Annotated in this window: 18 protein-coding genes; 11 read left to right on the forward strand and 7 right to left on the reverse strand. The window is 66.6% G+C overall.

Annotated features, from left to right (window positions below):
- Positions 1-570 precede the first annotated feature (570 nt).
- From J0I43_RS15560 to J0I43_RS15570, 3 genes are all read right to left on the reverse strand, one after another.
- The gene (locus tag J0I43_RS15560) at positions 571-1,023 is read right to left on the reverse strand and encodes a DUF2269 family protein (protein ID WP_292865981.1); all 453 of its coding nucleotides are present in this window, start codon (positions 1,021-1,023) and stop codon (positions 571-573) included.
- A gap of 51 nt (positions 1,024-1,074) precedes the next feature.
- Positions 1,075-1,818, reverse strand: coding sequence for a VIT family protein (locus tag J0I43_RS15565; protein WP_292865984.1), 744 nt, complete (start codon positions 1,816-1,818; stop codon positions 1,075-1,077).
- A 126-nt stretch (positions 1,819-1,944) separates the two neighbouring features.
- Positions 1,945-3,792, reverse strand: a complete 1,848-nt coding sequence (locus J0I43_RS15570; RefSeq protein ID WP_292865987.1) for a heavy metal translocating P-type ATPase — start codon at positions 3,790-3,792, stop codon at positions 1,945-1,947.
- Between the two features lie 308 nt (positions 3,793-4,100).
- On the opposite strand from J0I43_RS15570, the gene J0I43_RS15575 reads away from it, so the two are divergent.
- From J0I43_RS15575 to J0I43_RS15585, 3 genes are read left to right on the forward strand one after another with little or no spacing between them, the layout of a single operon-like run.
- Positions 4,101-5,519, forward strand: a complete 1,419-nt coding sequence (locus tag J0I43_RS15575) for a ferredoxin reductase family protein (protein WP_292865990.1) — start codon at positions 4,101-4,103, stop codon at positions 5,517-5,519.
- Positions 5,520-5,529: 10 nt separating this feature from the next.
- Positions 5,530-6,054: an FMN-binding protein gene (locus J0I43_RS15580; protein WP_292865993.1), complete on the forward strand. Its 525-nt coding sequence runs from the start codon at positions 5,530-5,532 to the stop codon at positions 6,052-6,054.
- Between the two features lie 5 nt (positions 6,055-6,059).
- On the forward strand, positions 6,060-6,908 hold the full coding sequence (locus tag J0I43_RS15585) for an FAD:protein FMN transferase (RefSeq protein ID WP_292865995.1): 849 nt from the start codon (positions 6,060-6,062) through the stop codon (positions 6,906-6,908).
- Positions 6,909-6,915: 7 nt separating this feature from the next.
- Here J0I43_RS15585 and J0I43_RS15590 read toward each other — a convergent pair whose 3' ends face one another.
- From J0I43_RS15590 to J0I43_RS15605, 4 genes are all read right to left on the reverse strand, one after another.
- The gene (locus J0I43_RS15590; RefSeq protein WP_292865998.1) at positions 6,916-7,896 is read right to left on the reverse strand and encodes a sensor histidine kinase KdpD; all 981 of its coding nucleotides are present in this window, start codon (positions 7,894-7,896) and stop codon (positions 6,916-6,918) included.
- On the reverse strand, positions 7,893-8,561 hold the full coding sequence (locus J0I43_RS15595; protein WP_292866382.1) for a response regulator transcription factor: 669 nt from the start codon (positions 8,559-8,561) through the stop codon (positions 7,893-7,895). The genes J0I43_RS15590 and J0I43_RS15595 overlap by 4 nt, the downstream gene beginning before the upstream one ends.
- Positions 8,562-8,943: 382 nt before the next feature.
- Positions 8,944-10,209, reverse strand: a complete 1,266-nt coding sequence (locus J0I43_RS15600; RefSeq protein WP_292866001.1) for an APC family permease — start codon at positions 10,207-10,209, stop codon at positions 8,944-8,946.
- Entirely contained in the window at positions 10,199-10,531 is a 333-nt protein-coding gene (locus J0I43_RS15605; protein ID WP_292866004.1) for a PadR family transcriptional regulator, read from the reverse strand. Before J0I43_RS15605 ends, J0I43_RS15600 begins: the two co-directional genes overlap by 11 nt.
- A 224-nt stretch (positions 10,532-10,755) precedes the next feature.
- On the opposite strand from J0I43_RS15605, the gene J0I43_RS15610 reads away from it, so the two are divergent.
- The 8 genes from J0I43_RS15610 (at position 10,756) to J0I43_RS15640 (ending at position 16,641) form a co-directional block, all read left to right on the forward strand.
- Positions 10,756-11,607: an undecaprenyl-diphosphate phosphatase gene (locus tag J0I43_RS15610; RefSeq protein WP_292866385.1), complete on the forward strand. Its 852-nt coding sequence runs from the start codon at positions 10,756-10,758 to the stop codon at positions 11,605-11,607.
- A gap of 77 nt (positions 11,608-11,684) precedes the next feature.
- Positions 11,685-12,170, forward strand: a complete 486-nt coding sequence (locus J0I43_RS15615; protein WP_292866007.1) for a hypothetical protein — start codon at positions 11,685-11,687, stop codon at positions 12,168-12,170.
- Positions 12,171-12,358: 188 nt separating this feature from the next.
- Positions 12,359-12,529, forward strand: a complete 171-nt coding sequence (locus J0I43_RS15620; protein WP_292866010.1) for a hypothetical protein — start codon at positions 12,359-12,361, stop codon at positions 12,527-12,529.
- A 706-nt stretch (positions 12,530-13,235) separates the two neighbouring features.
- A complete protein-coding gene (locus J0I43_RS16460; protein ID WP_367267560.1) occupies positions 13,236-13,640 on the forward strand; it encodes a helix-turn-helix transcriptional regulator in 405 nt (134 codons plus the stop codon).
- Positions 13,641-13,812: 172 nt separating this feature from the next.
- Positions 13,813-14,886, forward strand: a complete 1,074-nt coding sequence (locus J0I43_RS15625; protein ID WP_292866012.1) for an ImmA/IrrE family metallo-endopeptidase — start codon at positions 13,813-13,815, stop codon at positions 14,884-14,886.
- Positions 14,886-15,797, forward strand: a complete 912-nt coding sequence (locus tag J0I43_RS15630) for a bifunctional DNA primase/polymerase (protein ID WP_292866014.1) — start codon at positions 14,886-14,888, stop codon at positions 15,795-15,797. The genes J0I43_RS15625 and J0I43_RS15630 overlap by 1 nt, the downstream gene beginning before the upstream one ends.
- 32 nt (positions 15,798-15,829) lie before the next feature.
- Positions 15,830-16,483: a DUF2637 domain-containing protein gene (locus tag J0I43_RS15635; RefSeq protein ID WP_292866017.1), complete on the forward strand. Its 654-nt coding sequence runs from the start codon at positions 15,830-15,832 to the stop codon at positions 16,481-16,483.
- Entirely contained in the window at positions 16,480-16,641 is a 162-nt protein-coding gene (locus tag J0I43_RS15640; RefSeq protein ID WP_292866020.1) for a hypothetical protein, read from the forward strand. The genes J0I43_RS15635 and J0I43_RS15640 overlap by 4 nt, the downstream gene beginning before the upstream one ends.
- Positions 16,642-16,649 lie beyond the last annotated feature (8 nt).

Here is a 16,649-nt window from a genome sequence, read left to right on the forward strand (position 1 = left end):
ACGCCGCTACTTCTCCGACATCTCCATGCGCAGACTCGTCCACATCCTCACCGAGCACACCGAACCCGCCCGCCCCGAGCTCCACCTCACCGCCTGACCACCACCCCCAGGAAGCAACCGGAGTGACACCACACCACGGGACTTGACCATTACGCTGAGCCATCAGGTGGTCGACTTGGTGAAGAGACGCGGACGCCAGCCCTCGCCGGACACGACATTCGCGTTGATCGAGGAGTTCTTCGACGCTGGGGACGCTACGCCGGAGCTATCGCCCGATGGGAACGAATCACCGGACGACCTGCACCCGCGCCCGCAGTCCTGAACGAGGCCGCTGGCCCCCGGCCTGCGGCCTTGTTTGTCGAATGGCTAATGGGTATCGAGGAAGGCTGGGTAACGGCATCCAGCTATGGGCTATCCCAAAGTCAGCAGTTGACTGCGCTGGGAAACGGGGTTCTTCCTAGCCAAGCTGTTGCGGCCCTACGTGCACTGCTGTGAGGTGCCGCAACGATCACGTTCATCTGCGGTCGAAGCGCACGAACGAACATGGTCGGTGCATGTCGTCCGGTCGGCTCACGGTTTCCAGACCATTAGCACGACTACGAGCACCAAGAGGAGACTCACTGCGCCTGATCCGGCGCCGATCATGCCGTAGCCGGTCATGGGTACTGCGACGGCGTCTGCGGAATTCTCTCCGGCTGCCCGCGCGCCGGCCCTACGCAGAGTCGGCACAACGATCACGAGGCTGAGGATGACAGCGACCACATAGGCGACGATCGACCAAAGCACCCAGGGCGTCGTCACCGACAGGTGGTACTTCGGGTCTGCCATTCCGACAAGCGCGAACCCGAGGACGAAGACGACCAGCGACAAGTAGCTGAAGACTGCAGTCGACTTTGCCAAAGTGGACACCTGAGCGGTGTTGCCCGCACGCAGCGCGCGCAGGGCGGTCATCGGCAGGATCGCCATCGGACCGACGACGAATACAGCGCCGACGACGTGCAATGTGGAAAGCACAACGTCCATGGAGACCAATCTATCGAGCGCGGCGGGAGCCCGTCGGAATGTCTGTCCCGGTCACACGACTCCGGTGACGCCGAGCAGCAACCCGACGCCGTATGTCGCGGCCAGGGCGAGCGCGCCGCCGATGACGACTCTGAGGGCGGCACGCGATCGGGAGCTGCCGCCGATGTGCGCCGCCGTGGTTCCGGTGATCGCCAGAGCCACGAGCACCACCGCGAAGGTCACCGGCACTCTCCACTCCGTTGGCGGGAGCAGAATTGCCACCAGGGGCAGGACGGCGCCGATGATGAAGGCGATCGCCGAAGCGAACGCGGCGTGCCACGGGCTGACAAGATCCTTCTCGCTGATGTTCAGCTCGGCGGAAAGGTGAGCGGCGAGGGCGTCATGCGCAGTGAGCTCAACTGCGACCTGGTGAGCGGTCTCTGGGGTCAGGCCTCTGGCTTGGTAGATGCCAGCGAGTTCGGCGAGCTCCTCGTCCGGCATCTCGGCGAGTTCGCGGGTCTCCTTCGCGATCAGCGCCTTCTCGCTGTCGCTCTGGCTGCTGACGGATACGTATTCGCCAAGTGCCATCGAGATCGCGCCGCCAACGAGGGCCGCGACCCCTGCGATGAGGATCGGGGCTGACCCAGTGCTGGCGCCGGCGACGCCAACCACCACCGCTGCCGTTGATACGATGCCATCGTTGGCACCCAGCACTCCTGCCCGCAGCCAGTTCAAACGCTTCGCGACACCGCCCTTGTGGGGCTCCCCAGGATGCTGATCCGGTGGGCCAAGGGCGGGTTCGACTGCACTGCTCATGTTGACAAGGGAAACACTCCCACGCGCTCTCCGCCAGCGAGGCGAGGCTTTCCTACTTCGTGCTAATAGTGCTTACCAAAGCTGGTTCAGGTCAGGCTCAAATGAGAGTCCGGAGAGCCTGTCTTGTCAGGACGCCGCAACGGGGGACGCCTCGGCAGGCGTCGCGACAATGGGGGGCTGTGTCTCCTTGCTGCCGGTTGAGGCACGCAGGGCCCAGAGGATGGAGATGACGTCGACGCCTTCTTGAAGCCAGGCTCCGACGAGTGCAGGGAGTACCCCGGACGCGGCGATGATCATCAGGATCATGCTGAGGGCGATGCCGACCCAGATGCTCTGCAGGGCGACGTTGACCGTCTCGCGTCCCACGGTGAGTGCTCGTGCGACGCGGGAGATGTCGTCGCGGAGGATAACGACGTCGGCGGATTCGCTGGCCGCGGTCGATCCGCGTGCTCCCATGGCGATGCCGATGTCGGCGGCGGCGAGGACGGGTGCGTCGTTGACGCCGTCGCCGACCATGACGACGGGACGTTCGGTGATGGCTGTGACGGCGTTGACTTTATCGATGGGTAGGCAGTTCGCCCTCACGTCGTCGATGCCGAGTGTTGATGCGACGTGCTCTGCGGTGGGCCTGTCATCGCCGGTGAGCATCACGACCTGACGGATGCCTTGTGCGCGCAGGCTGTCGATGGTCGTGCGAGCGTTCGCGCGGACTTCATCCCGAAACACCAACGCGCCCGCCGAGGCGCCGTCGACAGCGACATACACTGCCAGCTCTCCACTATTCAGCAGCGCGTGCCGGACTTCCTGACCGACCGTTGCAGAGATGAATGAGCGCTTGCCGACCACAACAGTGTGGCCGTCGATTCTCGCGGTGACGCCGTTCGCGGTCGACTCCTCGGCGTCCGTGGAACCGGAGAGCGGGAGTCGCCGCGCGGTGGCGGCTTTGATGACCGCCGCGGCCAGGACGTGCGCGGAGAACTGTTCAGCGGATGCCGCCAGCCTCACCAGTTCGTCAGGCGTGATGTCGCCGGCTGCCCGCACGTCGACGAGGCTGGGTTCGCCCTGGGTGAGCGTGCCGGTCTTGTCGAACGCGAAGGTCCGGGCACGGTGGAACTTCTCCAGTGTGGCGCTGCTCTTGACGATCGCGCCCTCCCTCGCGGAGCGGCTCATCCCCGCCATGAACGCCACCGGCGCGGCGATGATCAGCGGGCACGGGGTTGCGACCACCAGCACCTCCGCGAAGCGCACCGGGTCGCCCGAAACCAGCCACGCCACTCCGGCGATCACGAAGGCCACCGCGGTGAACGGCAGCGCGATGCGGTCTGCCAGGCGCACCATCGGGGAGGTGCTGGCGGCCGCCGACTCGACCAACGCGACGATCTGCTGATACTGGCTGTCTTTGGCCGCCCGGGTGACCTCAAGCACGACGGCCGTCTGTCCATTGACGCCACCGGAGAGCACTTCCTGACCGGCCGATAGCTCGACCGGCAGGCTCTCGCCGGTGAGGGAGGACTCGTCGAACACACCGAGTTCGCTCACAAGGGTGCCATCGACGGGGACAACCTCGTTGGCGCGGACCACAACGCGATCCCCAGGGATGATCGCTTCGATCGGCACGTCTTCGGTCGTACTGTCCGCTGACAGACGGTGCCCGAGCTGGGGGGCGCGGGAGAGCAGTGCGGTGAGATCCCGCTTGGCGCGGTTGGCCGCATAGTCTTCGAGTGCTTCTCCGCCGGTGAGCATCAGCACGATCACGAGCGCAGCCCAATACTCGCCGACGACCACGGATGCCACGATCGCTGTGACTGCCAGAATGTCGATTCCGAACGTTCCGGCGCGTAGCTCGCGCACCATCGTCCACGCCGACCTGGCCGCCATCAGCAGGGCGAAGCCGGCCAGCAGCCGCGGGGTGAATGCGCTCCAGGGGGTGACGGTGAGGACCCCAGCCGCGGTCGCGACCAAGAGCGTTGCCACCACGAAGGGGTACCTGCGAGCGGCGGCAACTAGTCGAGCCATCGTCCCGGTCTACCCACAATATGCTGCCCCTGCCAGCGAGGCTAGGCACTCCTTATGTGCTTGCGCGAGTGCACGGAATGGTCCGACAATCAGGTGTTATTGTGCAGGCTTGCGATGCCAGTGATGTCACTGGGATCTTGACCGGCCCCGGTTCTTCTACACCCAAGCTGAACGCCATCCGAGTATTCGCTTAGTGGTTTGTAGGAACCAATGTGGAAGCCGGATTTCTTGGCCGAGCCTTATAGACCGCCGCCGAGCATGATGCCATGTCCACGCGTCGTCTCACCGGTTCGCGATCGCGTTCCTCCGCGTCACCGTCCGGTGCCGCCCGGCGACGCACGGATGTGCGGCATGCGATCGGGGTTTCGGCGATCTGGTTGACCAGCCTCGTCATCGTCGCGCTCTGGGTCTCCGGCGGCGGGATCCAGACCACACTGGCGGGGGGCGCTGATGCGCTGACCTCGTTGAGCCGACTGACCGGGCTGGTGTCCGCCAACTTGCTGCTGTACCAGGTGCTGCTGATGGCGCGGGTGCCCCTGTTCGAGCACGCGTTCGGGCACGATGTCATCACTCGGATGCACCGGCTGACCGGGTTCTGGTCGTTCTGGCTGTTCCTCGCCCACATCGTGCTGATCGTTCTCGGGTACGCGGGTGCGGCTGGTATCGATGTCATCCGGCAGGCCTGGGAGCTGATCTGGGACTACCCGGGGATGCTGCTGGCCACAGCCGGCACCCTGCTTCTTGTCGGGGTCGTCATCCTGTCGATCCGAAGCGCCAGGCGGAAGATGCGCTACGAATCCTGGCACCTGCTGCACCTGTACTCGTACCTTGGCGTCGGCCTGGCACTGCCGCACCAGCTGTGGACCGGCGCCGACTTCCTTGCCTCACCCCTGGCGACCTTCTATTGGTGGACGGTGTGGGTCGGTGCGGCAGGCTGCACCCTGATCTACCGGGTGGCGCTGCCGCTGGTGCGTTCGGCCAGGTCCCGGGTCACGGTCACGCAGGTCGTCGCGGACGGGTCCGATGGGGTGACGGTGGTGATGACCGGCAATCGGCTGAACCGGCTGCGCACCAAGGCCGGCCAGTTCTTCATCTGGCGTTTCCTCGACGGACCGGGCTGGTCACGCGGGCATCCCTTCTCGATCTCCACCCGTCCCTACGCCGACCGGCTCACCATCACCGCCAAGATCACCGGGGACGGTACCCAGAAGCTCACCGAGCTGAAGGCGGGAACCCGGGTACTAATCGAGGGCCCATACGGGCACCTCACCGGTGACCAGCGACGCGGCACGAAGTTGCTCATGCTCGGCGCCGGTGCAGGCGTCGCTCCGCTGGTCTCGCTGCTGCAGGAGCAGCCCTACGCGCCCGGCGAGGCGACCCTGGTCACTCGGGACAGCACCCCCGACGCGGCGGTGATGTCCTGGGCGATTCGGCGCCTCGTCGAGAAACGCGGGGTGCGCCATGTGCCCCTCGACGGGCCACGCAGCCGGATGGGCTCGCCGTGGATTCCGAAAGAGTACGAGCAGTGGGCCGGCTCGCAACTGATCCGCCACCTCGCCCCGGACCTGGCGAACTACGACATCTATCTCTGCGGCCCCACCCGGTGGATGGACAGTGTGCGCTCCGATCTCGACCAGCTTGGCGTCAAGCGCACGCGCATTCACTCCGAGGCATTCGACATCTAGGCAGGAACCCGTGAAGAAGATCGTGATCGCGCTGCTGGCAACCATCAGCGGCGTAGTGCTGCTGTTCAGCTACCGCACCTCCACCGAGGCCATCCCGCCGACCTCACTCGCCGCCGGCACCGGAGCTGAGCCATCCACAAGCGCTGGATCAACAAGGTCCGGGAGCACACCCTCCGCCAGCTCCGCACCAGAGGCTGGCCAGAGTACGGCACAACCGGTGCCGTCCGCCCGGCAACCGGTCACATCGACGGGGCTCGTGGACGGCACCTACCAAGGCCCGTCCACCTCGACCCGGTGGGGACCCGTGCAGGTGCAGATCACCGTGGGCGAAGGTAAGGTCACCGACGTTCAAGCCATCGACTACCCCACCGAGAGCGGCCGGGACCAGCAGATCAACAGCTATGCCATTCCCAGACTCGCCACGGAGGCGCTGGCCGCGCAGAGCGCCAAGATCGACATGGTGTCCGGCGCTACGGTTACCAGCCGCGGGTACATCACCTCGCTGCAGGGCGCCCTCGACCAGGCAAAAGGTTGACCCTCGTGGCCGCCGCGCGTTCCGCTGCGTTCCACTGGCTGGTCGATGTCGAGCAGATCATGGGAATGCCCATCAGCATCCACACCCTCATCGAAGGCCCGGCCACCACTGATTCTGTCGTCCAGGACGCCGCCCGGCGCTGCTTCGACGACCTTCGGCAGGTTGACCGTGTCTTCTCGCCCTTCGATCCGCGATCCGATATTCGTCGGATCGCGCGCGGTGAACTGCGAGACTCCGACGCGGCACCGATGCTCGCGGAGGTCAGGGAACTGTGCGATCAAGCGCGGGACGCGACGGGCGGACTGTTCGACGCAGGCTGGAAGGGTTGGTTCGACCCCACTGGTCTGGTCAAGGGCTGGGCGGTCGAGCAGGTCGCCCGCCGTCACCTGGAACCGCTCATGACCGATCGACGAGTCGCTGCCGTCGGCATCAACGCCGGAGGAGACGTGCAGCTGTTCACGCACCCGGATTCATCCTGGATCTGGAACGTCGGCATCGCCGACCCCCGCGCTTCAGGAGAGATCATCGCGACCCTGCCTGTGTCGACCGGCGCGATCGCCACGTCCGGTACGGCCGAACGCGGCCCCCACATCATCGACCCCCGCACCGGGAAGCACACCACTGGCATCCTCTCCGCCACGGTCGAGGCAGACAGCCTCACCCGCGCAGACCTGTGGGCAACGACCGCCATGATCGCCGGATTCGACGATCTGAGCTGGCTGGATAGCGCCGGCACATCCACGGGGCTTCTCGTGGCAGCAGACGGACGCACCCGACGGTGGCTCGGAGCCACCGAGATCATGGTCACCGCGCACGACCCAGACTTCATCACAGGTGTCATCGGCGGCGCGTGAGTCGCGGCTAATCGACCGATCGGGCTATCGGGAACACGAGCAGCATCGTCGTGCCCGCCTCAGACGTCTCCTCCACCGACACGCTGCCGCGGTATCGCACTGCAACGTCGCGCACCAAGGCGAGCCCGAGCCCGAAGCTACGATGCTGACCGGTCTCCCGCGAGCGGGAGAACCTCTCGAATATCTGGTCGGTGCTGATATCCAGGATGCCTGGCCCGGCGTCGCTGACCCGGATCGTCGCCCGATCGCCATCCAACCCTTCTGTGACCACAACGGACGATCCGGGCGGCGAATGGTGGATCGCATTGTCCAGTAGCGCCACCACACATCGGATCAGGGTGACCCTCGGTACAGCCACCGCGGTGGAGGCAGCGGTTCGAACCTGGATGCGGACATCGGCCTCGTCGGCGAGCACCTCGAGAGTCGCTGCCGCCGCTCGCACCGCTTCCTCCACAGTCGGTGCAGTGTCCGTCGGCGGCTCGGCGCCCTCGGCGCTCAACAGCAGATCATTCAGCACTTCCGCCATCGACGTCGCATCTCGACGCAGCGCCGCGACCACGTCATCGACCGGCTCACCTCGACCCAGTCGGCGCTCCAGCACCTGCACTCGACTGCTCAACACCGTCAGCGGGGTACGCAGTTCATGGCTGGCATCGGCCACGAAGTCGCGCTGCACCCGCAGCGCTTCGGCCAGAGGCGCCACTGCACGCCGAGCGCCCAGCCAGCCGACGAGACCGATCAGCACGATCCCGATCAGGGCGAGCACGACGATCAGCAGGATGACCCGGCTACTGTCGATCACCCACGCATCGTCCCGTCCTGGCAACGCCCCCGGATGCTCGGCCTGTTCATGGCGCGAGTTCAGGGTGATCGCCGTAATCAGCACGGCAACGCCGACCGTCATCAGCACGGCCGCGGTGACACCCACAAAGAGGCCGACCGAGACCGCCGCGCGGCGCACGCGCGCCCGATCGGGCCCCATACTCATGGCCGGTCTCCGAGCCGGTAGCCGTGTGCGCGCACCGTCTCGACCATGTCACGGCTGGTCTTCTTCCGCAGGTAGTGCACATAGGTGTCGACAGTCCCGGGCGAGTCATCCGAATTGAACGCGGCATGCAGGATCTCCTCCCGCGAGAACACGCGCTCGGGGCTGGTACTGATCAGATCGAGCAGCGCATTCTCCGCCACTGTTAGTAAGATCCGACCCCCGGTGGGAGAGTAGACGGTCTTGTTGTCCGGAGTGTAGATCCACTCGCCCAGATAACGGCGCCTGCCCTCCGCAGTGAAAGCACGCCGCAACGCTCGCAGGCGCGCCAGCAGCTCATCGAACTCGAACGGCTTGACCAGATAGTCGTTCGCGCCCCCGTCCAGACCCGACACTTTGTCTTCGAGAGTGCCCAACGCCGTCAGCATCAACACTGGGGTCGTGATGTTGGCCCGGCGTATCGCCTGAATTAGCGCGACACCGTCCATCCCCGGCAGACGTCGATCGACCACGATCACGTCGAAGTGGCGACGCAGAGCCACGGCAAGCGCTCGCTCCGCGTCGGGGACATGATCAACCTCGTACAGATCGGCCAGCACTTCCGAAAGCATCCCCGCAATGTCCTGATCGTCCTCAACCAGCAATAAGCCCGGTCGGCGCGTCTCCATCTCCACTTCGAACTCCTCCGACTCACGTTCCCTCATTGTCGCTCGTGTCTCCAAGAACTCTCTAAGAATGCGGCCGAGTGAAGCGATCACACGAGGTCATACGCACCGGGCTTCCACACCTCACTCACCTCGGGCTCGCGCCATCGTTCACAATCAAGACATAGCCGGAGTGAAGGTCCTCGGCTGCGCGGACCCATTCGCTGGAAGCCTAGACACGCAATCAGTAAGGTCTTCGACTTCGGCTACACGCTTCCGCTCGGCTCGGCTCGGCGTGGGACGCTGCCTAGATGTACCTGGAACGACATGTCAGGAACCGGCCGACAAGCTCAGGCGGCTAAGAGGCACCCTAGTCCGCTCCAGGGCACGGGAGAGAAGGGGTGGGCTAGATCCGGTTCGCCGTCCTCTGGACCCGCAGCCGGATCAGCCGGTAGCCGACGCCGACAGCGAGGACGATCAGCCCGACGACGATCGAGGTGAGCGGCAGGGTGGCGACGAGAACCAGGCAACCGACAGTGCCGAGGATCTGGAGGGCCCTGGGGTAGCGGCGTTGCTCCTTGGCCTGGGTGAAGGCGGAGATGTTGGCTATGAAGTAGTACAGCAGCACCCCGAACGAGGAGAACCCGATCGCGCCTCGTAGGTCGACGGTCAAGACCAGGATGCTGACGACGACCGCCAGGGCGATCTCGGCGTGGTGCGGGACCTTGTACTTCGGATGCACCCCGGCCAGCCAGGCGGGCAGGTCGCGGTTGCGGGCCATCGCCAGGCTGGTCCGTCCGACACCGGCGACCAGGGCGAGCAGGGCGCCGAGTGCTGCGGCGGCGGCCCCGACCCGAACGATCGGGGCCGCCCATCCTGCGTTCGCGGCGGTGACCACCTCGACCAGGGGCGCGGTCGAGGTGGCGAGCTTTTCCGGCCCGACGACCAGCAGCACCGTGGCGGCGATGAGGGCGTAGACGACCAGGACGATGAACAGGGCGGTGATGATCGCCCGCGGGATGGTGCGCTGCGGGTCCTTGACCTCCTCACCCATCGTCGCGATCCGGGCATAGCCGGCGAACGCGAAGAACAACAGGCCCGCTGACTGGAGGATCCCGTAGGGTCCATCGGCGAACAGGGCCTTGCCGAGGTCGTTTCCAGCCGGGTCGCCTGCCGAGATCCCGACGACCACCACCAAGGCGAGCACGAGCAGCGCCACCGCGACGATGATCCGGGTCAGCCCCGCGGTGCGGGTGACTCCGAAGTAGTTCACCGCGGCAAGTACCAGCACTGCAGCGACCGCGATCGGTTTCTCCCACCCGGCCGGGGCGGCATACGCGGCGAACGTGAGCGCCATCGCCGCACAGCTCGCGGTCTTGCCGATCACGAAGCTCCACCCGGCCAGAAACCCCGGCCACTCGCCGAGCCGCTCCCGGCCATAGACGTAGGTGCCGCCCGAGGTCGGATACTGAGCGGCCAGCTGCGCGGACGCCGTCGCATTGCAGTAGGCCACGATCGCGGCGACCGCCAGACCGAGCAACAGTCCGGCGCCCGCGGCAGCAGCGGCCGGCGCGAACGAGGCGAAGATGCCCGCGCCGATCATCGAGCCCAGACCGATCACCACCGCGTCGGTGGTTCCGAGCTTGCGGGCCAAGGCCGGGCTAGGGGTCATGGTCGTTCTCCGTTCGGGTGCCGGGCTCGGGTGGGAGGACTTCGGCAGCGAGCTCGCGCACCGCACGACGACCCTCGGCGAGAGCCTCGACGCCGGCCGGAGTCGCCCGATAGACGCGCAAGACCCGGCCGTCGACCGTCTCCTTCGTGGAGACCAGCAGGCCGTCCGCTTCCATCCGATGCAGCGTCGGATACAAGGTCCCGGCGGAGATGTCGTAGCCGTGGTTGGACAGCTCCGCGCTCATCCACGCACCATGAATCGGCTCCTCGGCCGCGTGGTGCAGGATGTGCAGGAACACCGCCCCCCGAAACAGCTCCCTCATCAGTCCTCCGCCTCGAATCGTATCCCGATATCGGGTTCCGATAACGGTGACGGAGATGACGTGCAGGTGAACAGATCGGACAACGCTCCGGCGCGCAGCCCCGCGCGGAGGTCAGCGCGTCTGCGGATTCTTGGACCGTGCGTTCCTCTGAGATTTCTTAGCCGGTTCTTGGCCCGCTCCTGTCAGGGTTGGCGCGCACGCTCGCCGCCGGACTCGAGGACACTGTGGACTTTCTCAACGCAATTCTGCTGGGCTTCGTCCAGGGACTCACGGAGTTCCTGCCCATCTCCAGCAGCGCCCACATCCGTATCGTCGGTGAACTCATCGGCACCGGCGCCGACCCGGGCGCCGCATTCACGGCGATCACCCAACTGGGCACCGAAACCGCCGTGATCCTGTACTTCTGGCGGGACATCGTCCGGATCGTGTCCGCATGGTTCAATTCCCTCGTCGGTCGGCTACCTCGCAGCAATGTGGACGCCCGGCTCGGGTGGTACATCATTCTCGGCAGCCTGCCGATCGTGGTGCTCGGCATCCTGTTCCAGACCCAGATCGAGACCACCCTGCGTTCGCTGTGGATCGTGGCCGGCACCATGATCGTCTTCGGAATCCTGCTCGGCATTGCCGACCGAGTCGGTGCGAAACAGCGCCGACTCGGCCAGCTGACCACACCCCATGCCGTCGTGTATGGGCTCGCCCAAGCGCTTGCGCTGGTACCCGGGGTATCCCGCTCCGGAGGCACAATCACCGCCGGACTGTTCCTGGGGTACGAGCGCGCCGCAGCCGCCCGATACGCGTTCCTGCTCGCGATTCCTGCGGTCTTCGGCAGCGGACTCTACGAGCTCTACAAGACGCTCACCCGCACATGCACCACGACAACGTCCTGTACTCCCGAGGTCTTCACCGGCCTCGAAACCGCCGTCGCGACCGTAGTCGCCTTCGGGGTTGGCCTCGCTGTGATCTCGTTCTTCATGCGCTACATCGCCCACCGCAGCTTCCTGCCGTTCGTGATCTATCGCCTGGCCGTCGGTGTTGTCCTGATCGTCCTGCTGTCGACCGGTGTGCTCGCGGCCTAGTTTGCCGCCATTTGGGTTGTGCCGCACTCCGATTCCCACCCCCTTGAACCTGTGAAAGCGAAATTGAGGAGTGTCTCTTGTCCTGGCTGTTCGATGGTCTTCCGCTACATCCTCTCTTCGTCCACGCTGCGGTCATTGCGGTACCGGTTGTAGCACTTCTCGCTATCGCTGCCGCATGGGTCCCCAAGGTGCGCGACTGGCTCGGCATCGTCTTCCCCATCCTCGCCACCCCCGCCTTCATTGCGGCGTTCCTCACCAAGCAGTCAGGTGAGGCTCTAGCTACCCAGGTCAGTCAGACAGCGGCAGTGACCGCGCACACGGAGATCGCGGACATCGCGACCGTTGGCGCCTTCTTGCTGTTCGCTGGAGCCTGGGCGCAATGGGTATGGCTCCGCTTCTTCGTTCTTCCCCGCCCGGGTCGACCCGAAGCGAGAGTGACCCATCCGCGCCTCGTGCGCGCGGTGTCAATGGGCGTTTCGGTCCTGCTCACGTTGGTCGGGGTGTTCGCGATCGTCGCCATCGTGATCGTCGGCGACACAGGGGCCCGCGCCGTATGGGAGTGATCACGCCCTCCAGTGTCCGGCTGTGGCTACATGTCGACGCCATCAAGTCCTGGAGGCGACGGTCATGGGTCTTCTCGATCTTGGAGCCTCGCCGGGAATCGGATTGCGTCGGGCCTTGGCTGCCCCTCGCGTCCGCATCCGCCAGCAGTTTCCTCACCGAAGCTGTACTGCTCTCCCCTCTTGGAGGCATGGCCGGCGCGCTTCTTGGCGTGGCCGTGACCGTGGTGTTCACGCTCGGCAACGGCAGGGTTCTCTCGACGCCGTCGCTTGTCGTTGCTGCAGTCATCATCGGCGGGGTCTCCGGCCTCTGCCGTTCGATCCGCGTCGCATGCACCCCCGCCGCGGCACTGAATGCGTGATCGTGGGAGTCAGCAGCGACCCGCGCGCAAGACGTCCTCGGGCGCGCTGCGCTGGGACGGGGGACACTCGACGACAAGCCGATCGTTGGAGTTGATCGCCGAGCGGTCATGCGGTCTACCCCTGTTCGCCGTCGAGAGTGCAAGGACGGCGCCGGTCCGTCGAGCGGTGTTTGCGCACGCGAAGATCGTGCACGTCCTGGAAGGGCGCGCTCGCGTGCATACGGCAACGGGATCGCACGAGGTGGTAGCCGGAACCGTGCTGGCGCTCGGCGCAGGCCAATGGTGCTCGATGCGCCCAATGCCATCGGTCCGCGTGTGGACGCTCTACGTGGACGAAGCATTCTTGCGGGCGCAGATGAGCTGGGTTCTGCTCGACGCGAGACGAGTGGTTCGAGGCGCCCACCCGGACGAGTGGGACGGGAGCGCTCTCGTCCTGACGCCCGGGATCGAAGCCTTGCAGTGCTGCGAACCGTTGTGGCGGCAGATCAGCCTCATGGATCAGACAACGACACCTGAGCTGACCGCGACGCGCATGATCAGGCTGTTCTCTCGTGCGATTGAGTACACACTGCCCGCCCTTCTCGTTGAGCCGAACGGCGAGACGACGTCGGCGTATCCGCGAGGCTCCTTCCCCGTCAAGGGCACGCTTACTCAGCCGCCGCTCGCGCCGCAAGTACGTCGATCCACCGACCTTCTGCGCGTCAAAATGGCGGAGCCGTGGACAGTGCATCGGCTCGCGGCCGAGGTCGCAATGTCGAGAACGCACTTAACGCGCCTGTTCAGCATGCAGGTCGGCGTGGCTCCTATGCGGTTCCTCACTGAGGTACGTCTTACTGAGTTCACTCGGTTGATCGAGGAGACCAGGATGTCGGTTGCCTCGGCGGCGCAGTCCGTCGGGTGGGCTGACTCTCGCGTCGCTGCAGGGTGGTTCCGACGTCGCTTCGGGATCGGGCCTTCCGAGTACCGGCGGCACCCCCATCCAACTTGCATCGGTGATATGCCTTGCGACTGGTGTCACGGTGACTGCCCGAAACCGGGGCAACCGGTGCGGCCAATGCGTCCTACGACACGGGTCTTGCAGCGCGACGCCCAGATACGCCCCAACCCCTAGACCGATCCCGGCCAAGTCCCGTAGGCCAGTTCAGACACGTTGGGTTCATCGGAGAACCTGACGGTCGCAGCCTCATTTCGCCGTCCGTCCCGCCTCCTGATCCTCCCGGCGTACCTAATGGTCGCAAGGAGCACCGACACATGCTGTCGGTTTCGCCGGGAGGAGGTCAGGGATGGTGACAGGCGAAGAGGTACGAGCGGCGCGCGACGCGAAGCTTGACGAACTGCACGAACGGCTGGCAGGCGCAGTCGAGCGCTTGGTGTCCGGGGACAACTGGCGGCGCGCGCTTGAGTTCGGGGCACGATTCCGGTCGCGATCATTCGGGAACACGCTGCTGATCTTCGTACAGCATCTCGATGCTTTCGAGCAGGGCCGTGTGCCGGTGTCTGAGCCGTCGTATGTGGCCGGGTACAAGCAATGGCAGATGCTCGGACGGCAGGTGGAGAGGGGCCAGGCGGGCTATCAGATTCTCGCGCCGGTCACGGGCCGGTTCGCGTCCTCGACGCCGCAGGATGGCGAGTCGTGGCGCCGGCTCGGCCAGTACGAGAAGCCCAAGCCGGGCGAGGCGGTGCGTTCCCGCCTGGTTGGCGCGCGGCCGGCCTACGTGTGGGATGTCTCGCAGACAACGGGCGACCCGATTCCCGAGCGGCCGGCGCCGAGGCTGTTGGAAGGCGAGGCTCCTGCGGGGCTCTGGGATGGCCTGTCTGGACTGATCGAATCCGAGGGCTTCGCCGTGCTGCGGGTGGAGCACGAGGGCATGATCCGCGGCGCGAATGGCCTGACCGATTTTCGGGCGCGGACGGTGGCGGTGCGGTCGAACATGGAGCCGGCGGCGCAGGTGAAGACCCTCGCGCACGAGCTCGCGCATGTGAAGTTGCACGGCCCCGAGAACGCGAACGCGGTGCGGCATCGCGGGATTGGCGAGGTCGAGGCGGAGTCGGTGGCCCTGATGATCGGCGCCGCTCACGGCATGGACACCAGCTCCTACTCCGTCTCCTACGTCTCCGGTTGGGCTGGCGCGGTGAAGGACAAGGGGCCGGCCGAGGTCGTGCAGGCCACCGGCGAGCGGGTGCGCAAGGCGGCCGGTGTGATCCTCGATGCTCTGCCGACCGTGCAGATCGGCGCCGGCGACCCGCCCGGTCTTGTACGCGACGCGCAACGCCTCGACCGGGCCGAGCGGGGGCCATCCGCCGCGGATCTCGCACGGTCGGCGCGTCCGCCGGAGTCTGCGGTCAGGAGCCTGTGATGGACACGGTGGAGTTATTCGCCTCCGTCTCGGACCTGTCGTTGCCGGAGGCGGCGGCCTGGTTCGCGGCGGTGGGGGTTCCGGTGTTCCCGTGTGTGCCGGACGGGAAGCGCCCGCTGGTGGAGCACGGCTTCCACGACGCGGCAACCGATGCCGGGCAGGTCGCCGCGTGGTGGCGGCGCTGGCCGACCGCGAACATCGGGGTGCCAACCGGTGCGGCCTCCGGAGTGGAGGTCGTCGACGTTGACCGGAAGGCGGCCGGTTCCGGCTTCGCGGCGTTCGGTCGCGCCCGGCAGGCCGGTCTCGTGGGCGCGTGGCTGGCGGTGGTGCGGACCCCTTCGGGCGGGATGCACGCCTACTTCCCGACCGATCCCGACCGCCCGCAGGCGTCCTGGCAGGCGGCTCGCGCGCACGTGGACTTCCGGGGTGCCGGCGGCTACATCATCGCGCCGCCATCCGTGGTGAATATGCCGGGCGGTCCTCGCCCTCGTGCCCGTTACGAGCTGATCGGCGGGGCACAGCCCGGTGCGGCTCCCTTGGATGCGATGGCGCTGCGGGACTTCCTCGACCCGCGTCCCCCGCTGGTCGTTCGGCGAAGCATCACGACCCGAGTCGAGGATGCCGAGCGGCTGGCGGCCTGGGTTTCGGCGCTTGGGGAAGGCGAGCGGAACCGTGGCCTGTTCTGGGCTGCGTGCAGGATGGCGGAGGCCGGCGCGTCACCTGCCGCCACGCTGGACACGCTGTCTCCGGCGGCCGAGCGCGCGGGCCTGCCTCCGCGCGAGGTCGCCGTGACCATCCGCTCGGCCTACCGCACGATCCGCACGGCCCCAACGCGGACGGCTTCTCACGCGCCAGGGCACGACGAAGCGCCGCACCGAGCGGCACGGGTCGACAGTCAGGTGCTGTCGTGATCCCCGCGCGTCTGCCGAACGGTCGGCTCGCGGTGAGCACGGCGATCATCGGGACCGTGCTGATCGCTGCGGCCGCATTCTGGCTGTCTTTCACCGCCCTGACCGATCTGGCCCGCCGTTCCGGGGTGGACGAGGGGCAGGCGTGGGCGTGGCCCCTGATTGTGGATGGGCTGATCGTCGTGGCGACCGTCGCGGTCGTCGCTCTCGATGGGCAGCGGGCGGCCTGGTACCCGTGGCTGTTGCTCATGGCGGGAACGGCCGTCTCGGTGACGGCGAACGCGCTGCACGCGACGGTCGCCGCCGACGCCGATGTGCCCGCCTTGCTGGCCGCGTGTGTTGCGGCGGTGCCGCCGCTGGTGCTGCTGGCCTCCACCCATCTGACGGTCGTTCTCGTCCGCTCTCACCGCATCGTCCCGGAGCCGACCGTCGAGGCGGAGGCCACGGAGGTCCAGGCATCCGCACAGGCCGTCGTTTCCGCGGGTACCGTGCCGGGGCCGGTGGGCCGGCGAGAGCTCGCGGCCCGCCTGCGTGAGGAGCGCTGGTCGAACAAGTCGATTGCCAGGCATCTGCATGTGGCCCCGTCCACGGTGGGCCGGTGGTTCGCCAAGACCGAGGCGTTGGGCGCACCTGCCGTGCAGGACACCGCACCCGACCCGCGGGAGACACCGAAGGAGCTGACCGCATGAACGACATCGACCCGAGCCCGGAGACACGACCGGACCGCCCGACCAAGACGGTGCCCGAGGCGGAGGAGGTCTCGGCGCTGGCACGCCACGGCGACCCGTCGCAGACCACGACGACCACCTCGAAGAGGGTGGAGAAGGCCAAGCGCGGCATCGTGTGAGTGCGCCC

The organism is Microbacterium sp., assembly GCF_017305435.1.
Lineage (GTDB): Bacteria > Actinomycetota > Actinomycetes > Actinomycetales > Microbacteriaceae > Microbacterium.

Coding starts and splice junctions, on each gene's coding strand:
- J0I43_RS15560 (WP_292865981.1), bottom strand. CDS start 1,023: ATGGACGTTGTGCTTTCCACATTGCACGTCGTCGGCGCTGTATTCGTC.
- J0I43_RS15565 (WP_292865984.1), bottom strand. CDS start 1,818: ATGAGCAGTGCAGTCGAACCCGCCCTTGGCCCACCGGATCAGCATCCT.
- J0I43_RS15575 (WP_292865990.1), top strand. CDS start 4,101: ATGTCCACGCGTCGTCTCACCGGTTCGCGATCGCGTTCCTCCGCGTCA.
- J0I43_RS15590 (WP_292865998.1), bottom strand. CDS start 7,896: ATGAGTATGGGGCCCGATCGGGCGCGCGTGCGCCGCGCGGCGGTCTCG.
- J0I43_RS15595 (WP_292866382.1), bottom strand. CDS start 8,561: ATGGAGACGCGCCGACCGGGCTTATTGCTGGTTGAGGACGATCAGGAC.
- J0I43_RS15600 (WP_292866001.1), bottom strand. CDS start 10,209: ATGACCCCTAGCCCGGCCTTGGCCCGCAAGCTCGGAACCACCGACGCG.
- J0I43_RS15605 (WP_292866004.1), bottom strand. CDS start 10,531: ATGAGGGAGCTGTTTCGGGGGGCGGTGTTCCTGCACATCCTGCACCAC.
- J0I43_RS15620 (WP_292866010.1), top strand. CDS start 12,359: ATGGCCGGCGCGCTTCTTGGCGTGGCCGTGACCGTGGTGTTCACGCTC.
- J0I43_RS16460 (WP_367267560.1), top strand. CDS start 13,236: ATGGCGGAGCCGTGGACAGTGCATCGGCTCGCGGCCGAGGTCGCAATG.
- J0I43_RS15625 (WP_292866012.1), top strand. CDS start 13,813: ATGGTGACAGGCGAAGAGGTACGAGCGGCGCGCGACGCGAAGCTTGAC.
- J0I43_RS15630 (WP_292866014.1), top strand. CDS start 14,886: ATGGACACGGTGGAGTTATTCGCCTCCGTCTCGGACCTGTCGTTGCCG.
- J0I43_RS15640 (WP_292866020.1), top strand. CDS start 16,480: ATGAACGACATCGACCCGAGCCCGGAGACACGACCGGACCGCCCGACC.